This window comes from Phytohabitans houttuyneae, assembly GCF_011764425.1.
GTDB lineage: Bacteria > Actinomycetota > Actinomycetes > Mycobacteriales > Micromonosporaceae > Phytohabitans > Phytohabitans houttuyneae.
Genome location: NZ_BLPF01000001.1, coordinates 4,013,748 through 4,031,765, shown reverse-complemented (window position 1 = coordinate 4,031,765; position 18,018 = coordinate 4,013,748). Strand labels below are relative to the sequence as shown.

The window sequence follows — 18,018 nt, the reverse complement described above, 5'->3', positions numbered from 1 at the left end:
AGCGTCACCCCTTGACGACATCGCTGAGATCCAGGCCGTTCACGTACGTCTGGAACGCGGGCAGCTGGTCCGGGCAGTAGACGCTCAGAGCGAGCTTCTCGCCCTCGATCGTGCGCTGGGCGATGAAGACCGGGCGCTGGCCCGGACCCGCCGCCCCGTTCGAGCCGAGGCCGTCGCGGACCGCCTTCTTCAGCGCGTTGCCGGGGTCGTCGCACATGGCACCGCCGTCGTCGCCGAACACCCGGATGATCTGGTCGCGGTCGGGCACCGGCAGGTCCTGCGCCTGGAACAGCGCGATCAGCTGGTCGGCCTTGTCCTCGGCCGCCTGGTTGCGTTCGGCGCGGTTGTACATCGCGAGGCCCAGGATCACCAGCACCACGGCGACGGCGGCGACGATGATGTACGTGATCCGCCGGTGCTTGTGCGGGTCGTGAAAAGTGGTCGGCTCACTCGGTGCCGTCGTAGTCATCGCACGCCCCCACTTACTCGATCGCCGTCGTGACCGCCGGGTCGGCGGTCTTCCAGTGCGGCTTGCGCAGCTTGTAGAACAGGAACGGCACGAGCAGGCCGATGAGCACCAGGCCGCCGCCGACGATGGACACGTAGAGGGCGACGCTGCCGCCGCCGAACTGCGACGACGGCACGAAGCCGATCAGCAGCGCGGCGATCGAGGCCAGGAAGCCCACGATGCAGAGCGCCATCAGCGCGGGTGCCTTGAAGCCCCGCGGGTGGTCCGGCTGGTTGCGCCGCAGCCGGACCGCGGCGACGAACATCAGCAGGTACACGACGAGGTACACCTGGGTCGTGATCACCGAGAGGATCCAGTACGTGCTGGACACGTCCGGGATGAACGCGTACATCAGCGCGATGGCCGTGGTGATCACACCCTGGGTGACCAGGATGTTCTGCTGCACGCCGTGCTTGTTGAGCCGCTGCAGGAACGGCGGCAGGTAGCCGTACTGGCGCGAGACCAGCAGCAGGCCCTTCGACGGGCCGGCGAGCCAGGTGAGCATGCCGCCGAGCGAGGCGACGACAAGCATGACGCCGAGGATCGGGGTCAGCCAGTTGACGCCGAACTGCCCGAACACCGCGTCGAACGCCTGCATCACGCCGGAGGTGAGGCTGATCTGCTGGGCCGGGACGATCCAGGAGATGGCCAGCGCCGGCAGCACGAAGATGAGCAGCACCAGCCCCATCGCCAGGAACATCGCCCGCGGGAACTCGCGTCCCGGTTTGCGCAGCGAGGAGACGTGCACGGCGTTCATCTCCATGCCGGAGTACGACAGGAAGTTGTTGACGATCAGCACCAGGCTCGCGAGCCCGGCCCAGGCCGGGAGGATGTGGCTGGCGTCCATCGGCGCGGCCGACGGGTTGCCCTGGCCGAGGAAGACCACGCCGAGCACGACCAGCAGTACACCGGGGATCAGGGTGCCGATGATCAGGCCCATGCTGGAAAGGCCGGCGATCGACTTGGTGCCCTGCGAGGAGATGTACACGCCGGCCCAGAAGCAGACCATGATGACCGCGGCGGTCCAGAGGCCGCTCGACGCCAGCGCCGGGTTGATCACGTACGCGAGCGTGCTGGCGACGAACCCGAGAAGGCTCGGGTAGTAGAAGATCGTCATGGCGAACTGGCACCACACGGCCAGGAAGCCCATCGGCGCGGAGATGCCCTCGCTGACCCAGCGGTAGACGCCGCCGTTCCAGCCCGAGGCGAGCTCGGCGGAGACAAGCGAGGTCGGCAGCAGGAAGACGACCGCCGGAAGCAGGTAGAGGAAGACCGCGGCGAGGCCGTACACAGCCATCGTGGGCGCGGCCCGGAGGCTGGCGACCGAGCTTGTGGTCATCAGGGCCAGCGCGATCCAGGAGATGTAAGCGACGGCGGGCGCCTTCGCCTTGGTCGCCACCGCTGGGGTGGCGGGGGAGGCCTTGGCGGTCGAGCTTGTCGGAATTCTTCGGCTCGATCCGGGCAGATCCATGGCGGTCATGTGGCGCCTCCCGTCGGTTAGATGCTCCACACCCCGAAACGTGAGACTAATTGCCTATATCGGGGCATGCTGGGAAAATCTGGAAGTCGGGAGGGGTCAATGGCCGTTTCCGCCACTGCCAAGGTGGCCAGTCATCGATGGATCGCGCTGACCGGCCTCTGCGCGGCCGCCGGGCTGGTCTGGCTGGCCTTCGCGGACCTCGGGGTCTCGCTGCCGACGATCTCCACCGAGCTGGCCATCGGCGTCACTGATCTGCAGTGGACGATCAATGCGTTCAGCCTCGCCTGCGGTGCGCTCGTGCTCGCCGCCGGGCGCTGCAGCGACCTGTACGGCCGGCGCCGGGTCCTGCTCGTCGGCGTCGCGATGTTCGGCGGCTTTTCGCTGCTGACCGCTTTTCTTTCCGGCCTCGCCGGCCTGGTCGCCGGCCGCGCGCTGATGGGCGTCGGCGCCGCGATGATCCTGCCGGCGACACTGGCCCTGATCCCGCCGATGTTTCCCAAGGAGGAGCAGCCCAAGGCGTTCGGCGCCTGGATGGCTGTCGCCTGGGTCGGGCAGGCCGCCGGACCGGCCGTCGGCGGCTCGCTCACCAGCGCTCTGGGCTGGCGGTCGCTCTTCTGGATCGCCGCGCCGCTGTCCGCCGCGGCGTTCCTGGTGATCCTCCGGTTCACGCCCGAGTCGCGGGACGAAAACGCGTCCGGCGGCGTCGACGTGATCGGCCTGCTGGCCAGCGCGGCGGCGGCGTTCTGCCTGCTATACGCGTTCACCGAAGGACAGACGACGGGCTTCGCCGACCCGCTGATCATCGGGCTGCTGGTTGCCGCTGTGGTGCTCGGCGTGGCGTTCGTACTCGTCGAGCGGCGCGTCCGCGAGCCACTTGTCGACCTTCGCCTCTTCCGCGCCCGCGACTTCGACGGCGCGCTGACCGCCAACCTCGTCATGAACATCGTCTTCGCCGGCATGAGCTTCCTGCTCGCGCTCTACCTGGAGACGGTGCGTGGATACAGCGCGCTCGAGGCCGGCCTCCTGCTCTTCCCGTCGACGCTGACGATCCTGGCGTTCAACCCGGTCGGGTCGCGGATGGCGGCTCGGCTCGGCTCGCGTACCCCGGTGGCGTGGGGCCTGGTGCTGCTCGGCCTCGGCACGGTGCTGGCCGGCCTGGTGAGCACCGACTCGCCATACTGGCTGCTGCTGGTCGGCCTGCTCGTGCTCGGCGCCGGCCTTGGCCTGCTCTCCGTCCCGGTCTCCAACACGGCCGTGGCCGGCCCGCCGCCCGAGCTCGCCGGCACCGCGTCCGGCCTGTTCAAGATGAGCAGCATGCTCGGCGGCGCGATCGGCGTCGCGCTGTGCGCCGCCGTGGCGAAGGGGATCGGCTCCGGCCAGGCCCGCAAGGACGCGCTCGCCGCCGGGCTCACCGAGGATGACATCGACAAGCTCTCGAACGCGCTGAGCGGGTCGGACGCCGCTGCGGCGGTGCTCGGCCAGTTGCCGCAGGGCGAGCGGCAGGCGGTCATGGCCGCGTACCACGATGCGTACGCCGCTGGCGTGGCCGGCTCGGTGAAGATCGCAGGGGTGTTGGCGCTGGTAGCGGTCGTTGTCGTGCTCTGGCTCTGGCCACGCCGCCGGTAGGCCGCTCCGCTCTTTCGTCGGACAGCCTGAAAATTGCAGAGATTAATCTAGATATTGCGCTCGTGTGTCAGGGGCGTTACGGTCCCGGGTAACCCGGCTTGCCCCTGTCCCCCCACTTTCTACCGCCCCCAGTCGAAAGTGAGCAGCGCATGCTTCCCCGCCCCCGAACTCTGGCCGGCGCCGCCGCCACCGGCGTGCTTGTCGCCGCCGCGGCGAGCGCCATCCTCGCCACTCCCGCCTCCGCCGCCGGCGGCGCCGGCGCCCCATTGCCGTACGTGCACGTCGAGGCCGAGGCTTCGGCGACGAACGGCACCGTGATCGGCCCCAACTACACGTACAACACGCTTGAAGCGGAGGCGTCCGGCCGCCGCGCGGTCACGCTCGACGCCACCGGTGAGTACGTCGAGTTCACCGTCCCGTCGTCGGCCAACTCCATGGTCGTGCGCGTCAGCATCCCGGACACCGCGACCGGCTCGGTCTACACCGCGCCCCTCTCGCTCTACCTCAACGGCACGCGCCAGGCCGACATCACGACGACGAACAAGTACAGCCACCTCTACGGCGGCTACCAGTTCTCCAACACACCGCAGGGCAACCACCACTGGTTCTACGACGAGTACCAGCGGCTGCTGCCCCAGATGAGCGCGGGCGCGAAGGTGCGCATCCAGAAGGACTCGAACAGCTCGGCGTCGTCGTACACGGTGGACTTCATGGAGTTCGAGCAGGTGGCGGGCGCGCTGTCGCAGCCGGCCGGCTCGGTCTCGGTCACCAGCCACGGCGCCGACCCGACCGGCGCGGCCAACTCCACGAACGCCTTCAACGCGGCGATCGCCGCCGCGGGACCGGGTGGAACGGTGTGGATCCCGGCCGGCCGCTTCCTGGTCACCGGCCACCTCGTGCTCAACAACATCAACATCCGGGGTGCCGGCATGTGGCACTCCATTGTGGGTGGTGAGGGCATCGGCTTCTACGGCCGGTGGATCGACCAGGGCGGAAGCACGGCCGTCAACATGTCGAACTTCCAGATTCGCGGCGAGGTCATCGAGCGCTGCGACTCCTGCCAGGTCAACGGCATCGGCGGCGCGATCTCCAACTCGAACATCAACAACATCTGGATCGAGCACACCAAGGTCGGCATGTGGATGGACGGTCCGATGACCAACCTGACCTTCGACCGCATGCGGGTGCGCAACCAGACCGCCGACGGCATGAACTTCCACAAGGGAGTGACAAACTCCGTCGTCTCCAACAGCCACTTCCGCAACACCGGCGACGACGCGATGGCGATGTGGTCCGACCAGGTCGAGAACGCCGGCAACACGTTCCACCACAACACGGTCGAGCAGACCCAGTGGGCGAACGGCATGGTGATCTACGGCGGTCGCAACAACAGCATGACCGACAACGTCGTGATCGACTCGGGCATCTCGCAGGGCGGCGGCATGCACGTGGCCAACCGCTTCGCCTCGACACCGCTGGCCGGCACCACAAACGTCCTGCGCAACACGATCATCCGGTCCGGCAGCCTCGACCCCAACTGGCAGTTCGGCGTCGGCGCGCTCTGGTTCGACGCGCGGGACGGCGCGATGACCGGTGCCGTGGTGGTCGACGACCTGGTGATCCGCAACGCGCCTTACGAGGCGATCCACTTCGTCTCCGGCTCCAGCATCACGAACGTCAGCATCCGCAACGCGACGATCGACGGTGTCGGCACGTTCGTGCTGCAGGCGCAGGTCGGTGGCTCGGTGTCGTTCGCCAACGTGCAGGCGACCCGGATCGGCCAGGCCAACGCGCCGATCTACAACTGCATGGGCGGCGGCTTCCAGATCGTCGACGCCGGCGGCAACGGCCCGTGGATCAACGGACCCACGTACGCGCAGTGCGGCCAGTGGCCCCAGCCGGTCATCTGGCCCGACTCGGCCGGGCTGACCGTGGCGCCCAGCGCGCTGGACTTCGGTGCGCAGGGCACCGGTACCACCAGCGCCGCCCGCACGGTGTCGGTCAGCAACAACGGGTCGTCCGCCGTCTCGCTGAGCGGCGTCTCGGTCACCGGCGACTTCGCGCAGACAAACAACTGCGGTACCTCGCTCGCGGCCGGCGCCTCCTGCACGGTCAGCGTGACGTTCCGGCCGACCGCCGCCGGCAACCGCAGCGGCACGCTCACCGTCGCCAACTCGGCCGCGCCGGCCACGGCCAGCCTCTCCGGTGTCGGCGTGGCACCCGGCCCGGTCCTTTCCGCCAACCCCGGCTCGCTCTCGTTCGGCGCGACGACGGTCGGCTCGACCACGGCCGCGCAGAGCGTGACGGTCACCAACAGCGGTACGGCCAGCGCGACGGTCTCGGGCGTCTCGGCGTCCGGTGACTTCGCACAGACAAACAACTGCGGCACGCTCGCGGTCGGCGCCTCCTGCACGGTCAACGTCACCTTCCGCCCGACGGCTGAGGGCAGCCGCACCGGCTCGGTCACGGTCACCAGCAACGCCAACAACAGCCCGACGACGGTCGGCCTCTCCGGCAGCGGCATCGGCTCGAACACCAACATCGCCGCGGGCAAGCCGGCGTCCGCGAGCAGCCAGGCGAACGGATCGCTGGTACCCGGCAACGTGACGGACGGCAACGCCGCCACGTACTGGGAGAGCACCAACGGCTCGTTCCCGCAGTGGGTGCAGGTGGACCTCGGCGCGGCGACGAACGTCGGGCGGATCGCGCTGAAGCTCCCGCCGGACGCGGCCTGGGCCACCCGTACGCAGACGCTGTCGGTGCAGACCAGCGCCAACGGCTCCACCTTCACGACGGTCGTGCCGTCGTCCGGGTACACGTTCAACCCGGCGACCGGCAACACGGTGAGCATCGGGCTGCCGTCGGGGACCAGCGCGCGGTACGTCCGGGTCAACATCACCGCCAACACGGGGTGGTCCGCGGGCCAGGCCTCCGAGCTTGAGGTCTACCCAGGCAGCGGCACGCCCGGTGGTGCCACGCTGTCGGCGGGTACGTCCGCGCTGAGCTTCGGCTCGGTACCGGTCGGTGGGGCCAGCTCCGCGCAGGCGGTGACGGTCTCCAACACCGGCGGCGCGGCGGCCACGATCACGGGCGTCTCGGTCACGGGCGACTTCACGCAGACCAACAACTGCGGTACCTCGCTCGCGGCAGGCGCGTCCTGCACTGTCAACGTGACCTTCCGGCCCACCGCGACCGGCAACCGCACCGGCACGCTGACGGTCAACAGCAGCGCGACCAACAGCCCGACCACGGTCGCGCTGTCCGGCACGGGCGGCGGCACGACGAGCGTCAACTTGGCCGCGGGCCGGCCGGCAAGCGCCTCCAGCCAGCAGCAGAACTACGCGGCCGGCAACGTGACCGACACCGACCAGAACACGTACTGGGAGAGCGCCAACAACGCCTTCCCGCAGTGGGTGCAGGTGGACCTCGGTACGGCGCAGAGCGCCAGCCGCGTGGTGCTCCAGCTTCCCGCCTCGTGGGGAGCGCGCAACCAGACGCTCTCCATCCAGGGCAGCACCAACGGCAGCACCTGGACGACGGTGGCCGCCTCGGCGACGTACAACTTCGCGCCAACGGTCACGATCACCTTCCCGGCAACGACCCAGCGCTACTTCCGGGTCAACATCACCGCGAACACCGGCTGGCCGGCGGGCCAGATCTCCTCCTTCCAGGTCTGGAACAGCTGACCCCTCTCCCGTTGATCAGGGACTCGGTGGGCGTGTCGTCCGGCGCGTCGCTACACCAAGTCCCTGATCAACGGCGCGGATAGAGTGGGCGGATGTGGGAGGTCGGGACGCCGGGAGTGGTTCAGCTGCCGTCCGGGCGGCTCGTGCGTGGGCGGGGCTGCGGCGGCCGTTGCCGCCTGGACCGGCGCCGACCTTTGGCCTCTACCTACTGGGAAAGCCGCCGCCCACAGTGGACTGGGCCAGCCGGTGGATCCGGTGGCCGGACTTCTGGCTGCCCAGCGACCGTGACGACGCGCGCGCCGCGCTGCACGAGGCATGGGAGCGGGCCGCCGGCGAGCGGGTCGAGGTGGCCTGCGGCGGCGGGCGCGGCCGCACCGGCACGGCTCTTGCCCGCATCGCCGTGCTCGACGGCGTACCACCGGCGGAGGCCGTCGCCTGGATCCGCGCCCACTACGACCGGCATGCCGTCGAGACACCGTGGCAGAAGCGCTACGCCCGCACTCCGCCGGACTGAGACAGCTCGGGCCGGTTACGGGGCGCGTAGGCCGGCGCAGACGACCGTGACGATGCGGTCGAGGGCGGCCTTGTCGGTGCTGCCGCCCGGGTGGGCCTGGCAGCCCACCATCAGCGCCTTGACGTCGGCGTACTCCACATCGGACCGGACCGCGCCGGCCTGCTGTGCCATCGCGAGCAGCGTGCGGAGCCGGCCCGAGACGTCGTAGCCCGCCTCGACGCCCGCCGCGTCCAGGTCGTAGCCCGCGCCGGCCAGCGCCTCGGCGAGCCCGCGGTTGTTTGCGCCCTCGTGCACCAGCGTGCCGAAGAACCTGAAGAACGCCTCGCCCGGCTTTTCGCTCGCGGCGAGCGCGTCGGCCTCGGCGGTGAGCCGCTCCATGCGCTCCAGGAGGATCGCCGCGAACAGCGCCTCCTTCGTGGGGAAGTGCCGGCTGACCGTGCCGGTGCCCACGCCCGCCCGGCGCGCGATCTCGTGGATCGGCACACCCAGCCCTTCGGCGGCGAAGACCTCGGCGGCGATGGCCAGCACCCGGGCCCGGTTGCGCCGGGCGTCGGCACGGAGCTCTCTTGCCACGCACACTCCTCCGTTGCTAAGCGGGATGCCCGTCCCGTATAGTCCCGAGAGAAGCGGGACGCTCGTCCCGGATTCTATCCCAGGAGGTGCGCGATGGCACGGCGATGGACCGAGGCAGAAGTGTCGGATCAAAGCGGCCGCGTCGCGGTGGTCACCGGTGGTAACACAGGGTTGGGCTTCGCGACCGCGCGGGTGCTCGCCGCGCGTGGCGCGACGGTGGTGCTGGCCTGCCGCTCACCCGAGCGGGCGGCGGCCGCCGCGGAGCGGATCAGGGCCGAGTCGCCGGGCGCGGCCGTCGAGACGCTCCTGCTCGACCTGGCTTCGCAGGAGTCCGTGCGGCGTGCCGCGGCCGAGCTGCGCGCCGCCCACCCGCGGCTCGACCTGCTGGTCAACAATGCCGGCGGCCTGTGGCCGCGCCGAGAGACCACGGTGGACGGTTTCGAGCGGACACTCGCTACCAACCACCTCGGCCCGTTCGCCTTCACCGGGCTCGTCCTCGACCGCCTGCTGCCGGTGCCAGGCTCGCGCGTCGTCACCGTGAGCAGCATTGGCCACCGGTTCGGGTCCGGCGGGTTCAACTTCGACGACCCGCACTTCACCCGCGGCTGGGTCTACAGCGCCCGCGACCGCGCCGCCTACTTCCAGTCGAAGCTCGCCAACCTGCTGTTCACGTACGAGTTGCAGCGGCGGTTCGCGGCGGCCGGCGCGCACACGATCGCGGTGGCGGCCCACCCGGGCAACGCGCGGACCGAGTTCGGTCGGGAGCTCGACCCGGCCTCCCGGGCGGTGATGAGCCGCTGGCTGCGGCCGCTCACCTGGTGGCTGCTGCAGGACCCGAGGGTCGGCGCCCTCGCCACGCTGCGCGCCGCGGTCGACCCGGACGCGCGCGGCGGCGACTTCTTCGGTCCGCCCGGCCGGACCCAGTTCACCGGGCATCCGGCCAAGATCGAGTCATCGCCGCAGTCGTACGACGTCACCGCGCAGCGCCGCCTCTGGGAGCTTTCCGAGGGATCGACCGGCGTGACGATCGATGTGCGTGAGCTGTTGACGAACCAGTGACATATCTGAAACCTTAGACGCCTAGCCCGCAAGAATTCGATGCTTGCGCGCAAGAAGCTAGCAGAAGCTCGCACTAAACAACACCGCCATGCCGCACGGCTGTCCCGGACCAGCGGCGCTCCACCTCTGTCGTTCACCAGCACAAGGGGACACCATGAGACGGAAACAGCTCAGCTGGCGGCTGATCAGCGGCTTCCTCGCCGCCGGTCTCGTCTACGCCGGGCTCGCACCGGCACCCGCGTCGGCGGCCGGCGGACCCAACCTGGCCGCCGGGCGCACCGCGTCGGCCAGCGGGTCCACCGGGCCGTACGGCGCGGGCAACGTCAACGACGGCAACGCGGCCTCCTACTGGGAGAGCCCCAACAACTCACTGCCCCAGTGGGTGCAGGTCGACCTCGGCAGCAGTGTGAGCATCGACCAGGTCGTGCTCAAGCTCCCGAGCAACTGGGAGACCCGCACCCAGACGCTGAGCGTGCAGGGCAGCACCAACGGCACAAACTTCAGCACTCTCTCCGCGTCCGCCGGCCGCGTCTTCAACCCGGCCAGCGGCAACGCGGTCACCGTCAACTTCACCGCCGCGAGCGCGCGGTACGTCCGGGTGAACGTCACCGCCAACACCGGCTGGCCGGCCGCGCAGCTCTCCGAGCTGGAGATCTACGGCGCCAGCGGTGGTAGCGGCAACCTCGCCACCGGCAAGGTGCTCTCGGCGAGCAGTGCGCAGGGCGGCCTCGGTGCCAACCTCGCCAACGACGGCAACCAGGGCAGCTACTGGGAGAGTGCGAACAACGCGTTTCCACAGTGGATCCAGGTGGATCTCGGCGCGGCGGCGAACGTGAGCCGGGTCGTGCTCAAGCTGCCGACCGGCTGGGGTGCGCGCACGCAGACGCTGTCCGTGCAGGGCAGCGCGAACGGGAGCACGTTCAGCACGCTCTCCGCGTCGGCCGCGCGGGCGTTCGACCCGGCGTCGGCCAACACCGTCACGATCGACTTCACCGCCACCTCGGCACGGTACGTGCGGGTCAACATCACCGCGAACACCGGCTGGCCAGCCGGTCAGCTCAGCGAGTTCGAGGTGTACGGCACGACAAGTGGGGACACCCAGCCGCCCTCGGCGCCGGGCAACCTGGTGCTGACCCAGCCGGCCACGGGCCAGATCCGGCTCGCCTGGACCGCCTCCACCGACAACGTCGGCGTGACCGGGTACGCGGTCTACCGCGACAACACCCCGATCGCGACGCTCGCCGGCAACGTGCTCTCGTACACCGAGAACCAGCCGACGAACGTGACCGTCGAGTACTTCGTGCGGGCCCGGGACGCGGCCGGCAACGAGTCCGCGGACAGCAACCACGTCACCCGCACCGGCAGTGGCGGCGACAGCCAGGCGCCCAGCGCGCCGGGTGGGCTCGCGTTCACCCAGCCGGCCGCCGGCCAGATCAGGCTGACGTGGAACGCGTCGACCGACAACGTGGGCGTCACCGGGTACACGATCTTCGCCAACGGCGCCGAGCGGGCGAGCGTGGCGGGCAACGTGCTCACGTACACCGACACCCAGCCGTCGACCGCGACCGTGGAGTACTTCGTGCGGGCCCGCGACGCCGCCAACAACGTCTCCGCCGACAGCAACCACGTCACGCGGGTCGGTGAAAACCCGCCGGGTGGCACCAACCTCGCCGCCGGCAAGCCGATGGAGGAGTCCTCCCACATCCACACGTTCGTGGCGACCAACGCCAACGACGGCAACCTCGCCACGTACTGGGAGTCGGCGGGCTTCCCCGCGACGCTGACCGTCAAGCTGGGCGCGAACGCCGACATCAGCTCGGTGACGGTCAAGCTCAACCCCGACTCCGCGTGGGGCGCGCGCACGCAGAACATCGAGGTCCTCGGCCGGGACCAGGGTGCCACCGGGTACACGTCGCTGCGAGCGGCGGGAACGTACAGCTTCAGCCCGTCGGTCAACCAGAACTCGGTGACGATCCCGGTCACCGGTCGTACCGCCGACGTGCAGCTGCGGTTCACGGCCAACAGCGGCGCACCCGGTGGGCAGGTCGCCGAGGTGCAGGTCATCGGCACCATGGCGCCCAACCCCGACCTGGTCGTGTCCGCGGCCACCTGGACGCCGGCCGCGCCGAACGAGGCGAGTCCAATCAACCTCTCGGCCACCGTCCGCAACGCCGGCTCGGCAGCCGCCGGGGCGACCTCGGTCAACTTCAACCTCGGTGGCGGGCTGGTCGGCAGCGCCCCGGTGGCGGGCCTCGCCGCCGGCGCCTCGGCGACCGTCACGTTCAACGCCGGTACCCGCCCGATGGGCAGCTACAGCTACACGGCCACGGTCGACCCGGCCAACCAGATCGTCGAGCAGGACGACGCGAACAACAGCTTCACCGCGCCGTCGCCGCTGGTCGTGGCCCAGGCGCCGGGGCCGGACCTGCAGGTCACCAACATCACCTCGAACCCGCCGAACCCGGCGGTCGGTGCGTCCGTCACGTTCACGGTGGCGGTCAACAACCGCGGCACCACCGCGAGCGGCGCGACGACGGTGACCCGGGTCGTCGTGGGCGGTACGACGCTGAACACCAACACCGCCTCCATCGCGGCCGGCGCGACCGTCAATGTGGCAATCAGCGGCAGCTGGACCGCGACAAGCGGTGGCGCCACCATCACGGCCACCGCCGACGCGACAAACGCGGTCACCGAGACGAACGAGAACAACAACTCGCTCGCCCGTTCGATCGTGGTCGGGCGGGGCGCCGCGGTGCCGTACACCGAGTACGAGGCCGAGGCCGCCGACTACCAGGGCACGCTGCTGGTGGCCGACCCGCTGCGCACGTTCGGGCACACCAACTTCGCCACCGAGTCCTCGGGGCGCCAGTCGGTGCGGCTGAACAGCACGGGTCAGTACGTCGAGTTCACCTCGACCAACCAGGCGAACTCGATCGTGGTGCGCAACTCGATTCCGGACTCGGCCGGCGGCGGTGGCATCGAGGCCACCATCAGCCTCTACATCAACGGCACGTTCTCCCGGAAGATCACGCTGTCGTCGCGCAACAGCTGGCTGTACGGCACGACCGACGACACCGAGGGGCTCTCGAACTCGCCGCAGGCGAACGCCCGCCGGCTCTTCGACGAGTCGAACGCGCTGCTCGGGCAGAGCTACCCGCCAGGCACCAAGTTCCGGCTCCAGCGGGACGCGAACGACGGCGCGCAGTTCTACATCATCGATCTCGTCGACCTGGAGCAGGTGGCTCCGGCGCTGTCCCAGCCCGCCGGGTGCACCTCGATCACGCAGTACGGCGCGGTGGCGGGCGACGGCGTCGACGACAGCGCGGCCATCCAGCGGGCCGTGACCGACGATGAAAACGGCGTCATCAGCTGCGTCTGGATCCCGGCCGGTGAGTGGCGCCAGGAGCAGAAGATCCTGTCGCCGGATCCGACCCGTGGCCAGTACAACCAGAAGGGCATCCGCAACGCCGTGATCCGCGGCGCGGGCACGTGGCACACCAAGCTCTACACGAACACCGAGCCGCAGAACGTGCAGGGCAACATCAACCACCCGCACGAGGGCAACGTCGGCTTCGACATCGACGACAACACCCAGATTTCGGACCTGGCCATCTTCGGTATGACCACCAACCGCGCCAACCGAGGTCACGGGATCAACGGGCGGCTCGGCAAGAACACCCGAATCAGCAATGTGTGGATCGAGCACGTCAACGTCGGAGCCTGGGTCGGCCGCGACTACTCGGACACCCCCGCGTACTGGAACCCGGGCGACGGCCTCGACTTCTCCGGGATGCGGATCCGCAACACGTACGCCGACGGCATCAACTTCGCCAACAGCACGCGAAACTCGCGGGTCTTCAACTCCTCGTTCCGTACGACCGGTGACGACTCTCTGGCGGTCTGGTCGAGCACCTACGTCAAGGACCAGGCCACCGACATCGGGCACGACAACCACTTCACCAACAACACGATCCAGCTGCCGTGGCGGGCGAATGGCATCGCCATCTACGGCGGGTACGGAAACACGGCCGAGAACAACCTCATCTACGACACGATGAACTACCCGGGCATCATGCTGGCGACCGATCACAGCCCGCAGCCCTTCTCCGGCACCACATTGCTCGCCAACAACGGGCTCTACCGGTGCGGCGGCGTCTTCTGGGGCGAGCAGCAGAAGTTTGGCGCCATCACGATATTTGCCCCCGGGCGGGACATCCCCGGTGTCGTCATCCGCGACAGCGACATCATCGATTCCACGTACGACGGCATCCAGTTCAAGGGCGGCGGCGGCAACATACCGGGCGTCGTCATCACGAACGTGCGCATCGACAAGTCGAACAACGGCGCCGGCATCCTGGCGCAGGGCAGCGCCCGCGGCAGCGCGACGCTGACCAACGTCACCATCACGAACTCGGCGACCGGAAACATCGTGGTCGAGCCGGGCTCACAGTTCCAGATCACCGGCGGCTAGCCCGCCCTCGATGACGGTGGCCTGGCCTAACCGGCCGGGCCACCGTCCCTTTGGTTGCCCCTGTCGTTGCCGGGGCGGTCGGACGCTCCCGGTGGATTTGGATGGCTCGGCGAAGGATGCGTCCGCGAGGGAGTGGGAGTCGCCGACCGCCTGCCGGGCGGCTGGAGCAGCGGGGCACAGAAGCCGGGAATCCTGTCCTCGCCGCCGGCCGCGCTGGCCAGCTCGCGCAGGTCTTCCGGCTTCATCGGCTTCTTGCCCTTTTCCCGCGCCTGCTCCCAGCTCTTGCAGAGCTTGGCCATGTCGCGGGTCGCCGCCGGCGGAGAGGTCGCGGAGGGGGCGGGCGTACCGACCGGGCCGCTCCCGCGGCCGGGGCTTGTCCGGGTCGAGGCGGGCGGCGCTTCGCGGCTGTCGAGGCTCTGCCGCGACGGCGGCGGATCGGTGCCGGGCAGGTACCCGGTCTCGGCCGCCACGGCGACGCCGCCCACGAGCAGGCCGGACACCGCTGCGACGGCGGCCAGCGGCCGGAGCACCCGCCGTCGCCGGGGCGCGGAAACCCGCTGCTCGACCCGGCCCGCCTGCTCGAAGGCGGCCAGGGCCGCGTCCAGCCCGGTCAGCTCGTGCGGCTGCGGCGGCGCGGCGGCCGCGGCGAGCAGGCGGCTCAGCTCAGGGTGGGCAGCGTCGTGGCCGCCGGTGAGGAGGCGCTCGGCCTCGTCCCGCCGCACACGGCGCCTTCGCGAGATACGCATGACATTGGAAAAAGCGTCCCAAAGTGGCACGGCGTTACACCCCCTCGGTGCGCGGTGACTGCAGGTCCAGCGGCGGCCGCGAGTCGGCGCGACGGGTCTTGACCTCGGCGTGCTCGGCGAGGCGGCGCAGGCCCCGCATCGCGGCGATCCGCACCGCCCCTGGGCGCTTGCCCAGCACCTGGGCGGTCTGCGCGACGTCGAGCCCCGCCACGACCCGCAGCGTCACCGCCTCGGCCTGGTCCTTGGGCAGCGTGGCGATCACGCTCAGTGCCCAGTCGGTCTCGGACCGCTGGATCACCTCGTTGGCCACGTCGGGATGCGCGCCGGGCAGCTCACGCTCGACCAGGTCGCGAGGCTCCTCGGGCCGGCGCCGGACCCGCCGCCGCTCGTCGATCGCGCGGTTGCGGGCGATCGTGAACAGCCACACCCGGAAGCCGGCCGGCGTCCCGCTGAAGTCGCGCAGGGCCTTTGCCGTCTGAAGCCACGTCTCGGATGCCACGTCCTCGGCCGTATCGCCTACGATCACCCGCAGGTAGCGCAGCAGTGCTGGCTGCTGCGCCCGCCACAGGGCGGCGAAGGCCACGGAGTCTCCTCGTGCCGCATCGGCGAGGGCGCCCGCGAGTTCCTCGTCGTCCAAAGCCTCGATTCCTGTCGCGCTGGTCCGTTTCGTCCGCCCCCCGTCGAACCCCGCCGAGCCAGCACGTTACACCTGTCGCGGGGGACCGTGGCTACCGTCGGTGGGCGCATTGTTGAGTCCGGCACGCGCAAGGTGTCCCGCATCGCGTTACCGGGAAACGGCCCCGGACGCGAAATGTGCCCAGACGTCGGCACCCGTTACCTGTTTGCCCACGGCCTCGGCCCGATCGACCGGTCGCGCCGCTTGTACCGGGTCTGTTGGCATCGACTTCCGGAAGCGCCTGGTGGGCACGTAGGAGGAATCCACAATGGGGGCACATTGGCCGGGGCGGCTGTCGGCCGCGGTCGGAGCGGTGGCGCCCGCCCGGCCGGCACGACGGCCGGCGCCGCCCTCGGCAGCGTGCCCACCACGGCGTTCGACCCATGCCCCAGCCGTCCGGCCGGAGGCGGTGGCGCGCCCCCCAACGCCCACCGTCTCCGGCTCGGGCGCGCTCGCCACGTCACGCGGTCCGGCCTCCGGTATGGCTGGTGCGGGCCCGGCGGGCGCGGTCGCTCTTCTCGTGGTACGCCCGCGCCGGAGGCCCCCTCCTTCGCCGCGGGCTCCTCCTCCCTGAGAAAGCGACCAGGGTGACCGGTGGCGGGCCCACCGCATGCCCGCCACCGGCACCCGACCTGCGCAGTAGCGCAAACGCCGATGAGTTTTGTCGGTGCCAGTCGTCATAGTCCTCAGAAGGTGTACGCACACCACACGAGGGGCAGGACGATGAGCGAGGTCACCGCCACAAGCGGGTCGCGATGGATGCGGGGGCCGCTGCGCCCGTTCCGCTGGGGCAGTACCGGCTGCTCGCCGGCTCGGTCACGATGTCCCTGTTCGCCGCGGGTGTCTGGCTGATCGCGCTGGTCTGGCAGGTCATCGCGCTCGGGGGCGGGCCCACGGAGCTCTCGCTCGTGTCGGCCGCGGCGGCGGGCGGCATGGTGGCCACCACGCTGCTCGGCGGCGTGCTGGCCGACCGGGTGCCGCAGCGCCGGATCCTGCTCGCCGTCGCCGGCGCGCGCACGGTGGCGATCGCCGCGGTCGCCGCGCTCGCGGTTGGTGACGTGCTGCACCTGTGGCATCTGATCGTGGCCGCCGGCGTGATCGGCCTCGGCAATGGGTTCACCTACCCGGCGTATTCGGCGATGCTCCCCTCGATCCTGCCGGCCGAAGACCTGATGGCGGCCAACGGCGTCGAGGGCATGCTGCGGCCGACCATCATGCAGGCCGCGGGACCCGCGCTGGCCAGCGCGCTGATCGCGGCCTCCTCGCCGGGCGCGGCGATCGCCGTGGTGGCGGTGCTGGAGGCGATCGGGGTCGCGTTCCTGCTGCTCGTGCGCCAGGTGCCGCTGCGCCGCGACAAGGTCGCCGAGCCGGCCCATCCGGTCCGCTCCGCGGTGGTCGATCTCAAGGCCGGCTTCGTGTACATGGTGCGCACGCCCTGGCTGCTCGCCACGCTGCTCTTCGCCTCGGCGCTGATCCTGTTGATCATGGGTCCGGTCGAGGTGCTGATCCCGTTCGTCATCAAGGACCGCGCCGGCGGCGGGCCCGGCGACCACGCGATCGTCATGGCGGCGTTCGGCGTCGGCGGCGCGATCGGTTCGCTCGGCATGGCGATGTTCAAGATGCCCCGCCGCTACCTCACCGTCATGAACCTCTTCTGGGGCGCCGGCTGCCTCCCGCTGGTGCTGATCGGCCTGTCCGCCAACGTGTGGGTCATCGCCGCGGCCGTCTTCGTGGTCGGCATCTGCTTCTCGGCGCCGATGGTCATCTGGGGCACGCTGCTGCAGCGCCGGGTGCCGCCGCACATGCTCGGCCGCGTCTCCAGCCTCGACTTCTTCGTCTCGCTGGTCTTCATGCCGGTGTCGATGGCGCTTGCCGGCCCGGTCAGCAGCGGCATCGGCCTTGGCGCGACGTTCGCGGTCGCCGGCCTGGTGCCGACCGGCATCGCTGTCCTCGCGATCGTGCTGGCCAAGATGCCGAAGGACGAGCTGGCACACCCACTGGACATCAAGCCGGCCGGCGACGAGCCGAGCGAGGACATCGAGGTCACCCCGGCCAAGGAGCTTGTCGGTTCGGCCGCCTAGCCGAGCGCGGCGCGGACGATGCCCGCGGCCAGTTGGTGGGCCAGCTCCGGGGTGATCTCCTCGGGCGGGCTGCTGACCAGGGTGAAGAGCGCCCCGCCGTAGAGCGTCACCAGCGTCGGCACAGCCTCCGGCGGGATCTCCAGCCCGAGCGCCGCGTGGTGTCCGGCGGTGAACGCCACCGAGTTGCGCATGAGGGCGGCGAGCGCCTCGACGAGTGCGGGTCGGCGCAGGCTCTCCAGGCGGAGCTCGAAGATCGCCAGGTAGCGCTCGCGATGCACGGTGGCGGCGGCCAGCAGCGAGGCGGCGATCAGGTCGGTGGCACGGGCCCGCGTGCTCGACCCGGCGGGTGGCTCGAACGCCGCGCCGGCCGCGTCCATGTCCGCGTAGTGCAGCTCGCCGATGCGCTCGGCCACGGCGACCAGCAGCGCCTCCCGGCTGCGGAAGTAGTTGGACGCGGTCCCGGCCGGCAGCCCCGCCTCGCGCTCGACCGAGCGGTGCGTGACGCCGTGCACGCCGGTGCGGGCCAGCAGCGCGATGGCGGCGTCGGCGAGCTGGGCCCGGCGGCGCTGGTTGGGTGGTGGCACTTCCTCATCCTATG

Annotated in this window: 12 protein-coding genes; 6 read left to right on the top strand and 6 right to left on the bottom strand. The window is 70.4% G+C overall.

Features of this window, described 5'->3' with window-relative positions; all coding sequences use genetic code 11:
• Nucleotides 1-4 precede the first annotated feature (4 nt).
• Nucleotides 5-469, bottom strand: coding sequence for a hypothetical protein (locus Phou_RS18480; protein WP_173057165.1), 465 nt, complete (start codon nucleotides 467-469; stop codon nucleotides 5-7).
• A gap of 13 nt (nucleotides 470-482) precedes the next feature.
• On the bottom strand, nucleotides 483-1,988 hold the full coding sequence (gene gadC, locus Phou_RS18475) for a glutamate/gamma-aminobutyrate antiporter GadC (protein ID WP_246273608.1): 1,506 nt from the start codon (nucleotides 1,986-1,988) through the stop codon (nucleotides 483-485).
• 99 nt (nucleotides 1,989-2,087) lie between these two features.
• On the opposite strand from gadC, the gene Phou_RS18470 reads away from it, so the two are divergent.
• From Phou_RS18470 to Phou_RS18460, 3 genes are all read left to right on the top strand, one after another.
• Nucleotides 2,088-3,614 (top strand): MFS transporter, encoded by a 1,527-nt coding sequence (locus tag Phou_RS18470; protein WP_173057163.1) that lies wholly within the window; start codon nucleotides 2,088-2,090, stop codon nucleotides 3,612-3,614.
• 149 nt (nucleotides 3,615-3,763) lie between these two features.
• Complete coding sequence (locus tag Phou_RS18465; protein WP_173057161.1) at nucleotides 3,764-7,300, top strand: choice-of-anchor D domain-containing protein; 3,537 nt, start codon at nucleotides 3,764-3,766, stop codon at nucleotides 7,298-7,300.
• A gap of 169 nt (nucleotides 7,301-7,469) precedes the next feature.
• Entirely contained in the window at nucleotides 7,470-7,814 is a 345-nt protein-coding gene (locus Phou_RS18460) for a hypothetical protein (RefSeq protein ID WP_308784460.1), read from the top strand.
• 15 nt (nucleotides 7,815-7,829) lie between these two features.
• On the opposite strand, the gene Phou_RS18455 is transcribed toward Phou_RS18460, so the two are convergent.
• Entirely contained in the window at nucleotides 7,830-8,387 is a 558-nt protein-coding gene (locus Phou_RS18455) for a TetR/AcrR family transcriptional regulator (protein ID WP_173057160.1), read from the bottom strand.
• 93 nt (nucleotides 8,388-8,480) lie between these two features.
• Here Phou_RS18455 and Phou_RS18450 point away from each other — a divergent pair, with 93 nt between their 5' ends.
• Both Phou_RS18450 and Phou_RS18445 read left to right on the top strand, forming a co-directional pair.
• Nucleotides 8,481-9,446, top strand: coding sequence for an oxidoreductase (locus Phou_RS18450; protein WP_173057158.1), 966 nt, complete (start codon nucleotides 8,481-8,483; stop codon nucleotides 9,444-9,446).
• 154 nt (nucleotides 9,447-9,600) lie between these two features.
• Nucleotides 9,601-13,917 carry a galactose-binding domain-containing protein gene (locus Phou_RS18445; protein WP_173057156.1) on the top strand — a complete coding sequence of 1,439 codons (4,317 nt, stop codon included), beginning with the start codon at nucleotides 9,601-9,603 and terminating at the stop codon, nucleotides 13,915-13,917.
• A gap of 26 nt (nucleotides 13,918-13,943) precedes the next feature.
• On the opposite strand, the gene Phou_RS18440 is transcribed toward Phou_RS18445, so the two are convergent.
• Both Phou_RS18440 and Phou_RS18435 read right to left on the bottom strand, forming a co-directional pair.
• On the bottom strand, nucleotides 13,944-14,639 hold the full coding sequence (locus tag Phou_RS18440; RefSeq protein WP_173057154.1) for a hypothetical protein: 696 nt from the start codon (nucleotides 14,637-14,639) through the stop codon (nucleotides 13,944-13,946).
• A 58-nt stretch (nucleotides 14,640-14,697) separates the two neighbouring features.
• The gene (locus Phou_RS18435; RefSeq protein ID WP_246273606.1) at nucleotides 14,698-15,246 is read right to left on the bottom strand and encodes an RNA polymerase sigma factor; all 549 of its coding nucleotides are present in this window, start codon (nucleotides 15,244-15,246) and stop codon (nucleotides 14,698-14,700) included.
• A gap of 848 nt (nucleotides 15,247-16,094) precedes the next feature.
• Between Phou_RS18435 and Phou_RS18430 the strand changes: the two genes are divergently transcribed.
• On the top strand, nucleotides 16,095-17,420 hold the full coding sequence (locus Phou_RS18430; RefSeq protein ID WP_173057152.1) for an MFS transporter: 1,326 nt from the start codon (nucleotides 16,095-16,097) through the stop codon (nucleotides 17,418-17,420).
• Here Phou_RS18430 and Phou_RS18425 read toward each other — a convergent pair.
• Nucleotides 17,417-18,004 (bottom strand): TetR/AcrR family transcriptional regulator, encoded by a 588-nt coding sequence (locus Phou_RS18425; protein WP_173057150.1) that lies wholly within the window; start codon nucleotides 18,002-18,004, stop codon nucleotides 17,417-17,419. The two genes, Phou_RS18430 and Phou_RS18425, sit on opposite strands and share 4 nt — an antisense overlap.
• Nucleotides 18,005-18,018 lie beyond the last annotated feature (14 nt).

Coding starts and splice junctions, on each gene's coding strand:
- Phou_RS18480 (WP_173057165.1), bottom strand. CDS start 469: ATGACTACGACGGCACCGAGTGAGCCGACCACTTTTCACGACCCGCAC.
- gadC (WP_246273608.1), bottom strand. CDS start 1,988: ATGACCGCCATGGATCTGCCCGGATCGAGCCGAAGAATTCCGACAAGC.
- Phou_RS18470 (WP_173057163.1), top strand. CDS start 2,088: ATGGCCGTTTCCGCCACTGCCAAGGTGGCCAGTCATCGATGGATCGCG.
- Phou_RS18465 (WP_173057161.1), top strand. CDS start 3,764: ATGCTTCCCCGCCCCCGAACTCTGGCCGGCGCCGCCGCCACCGGCGTG.
- Phou_RS18450 (WP_173057158.1), top strand. CDS start 8,481: ATGGCACGGCGATGGACCGAGGCAGAAGTGTCGGATCAAAGCGGCCGC.
- Phou_RS18445 (WP_173057156.1), top strand. CDS start 9,601: ATGAGACGGAAACAGCTCAGCTGGCGGCTGATCAGCGGCTTCCTCGCC.
- Phou_RS18430 (WP_173057152.1), top strand. CDS start 16,095: ATGGATGCGGGGGCCGCTGCGCCCGTTCCGCTGGGGCAGTACCGGCTG.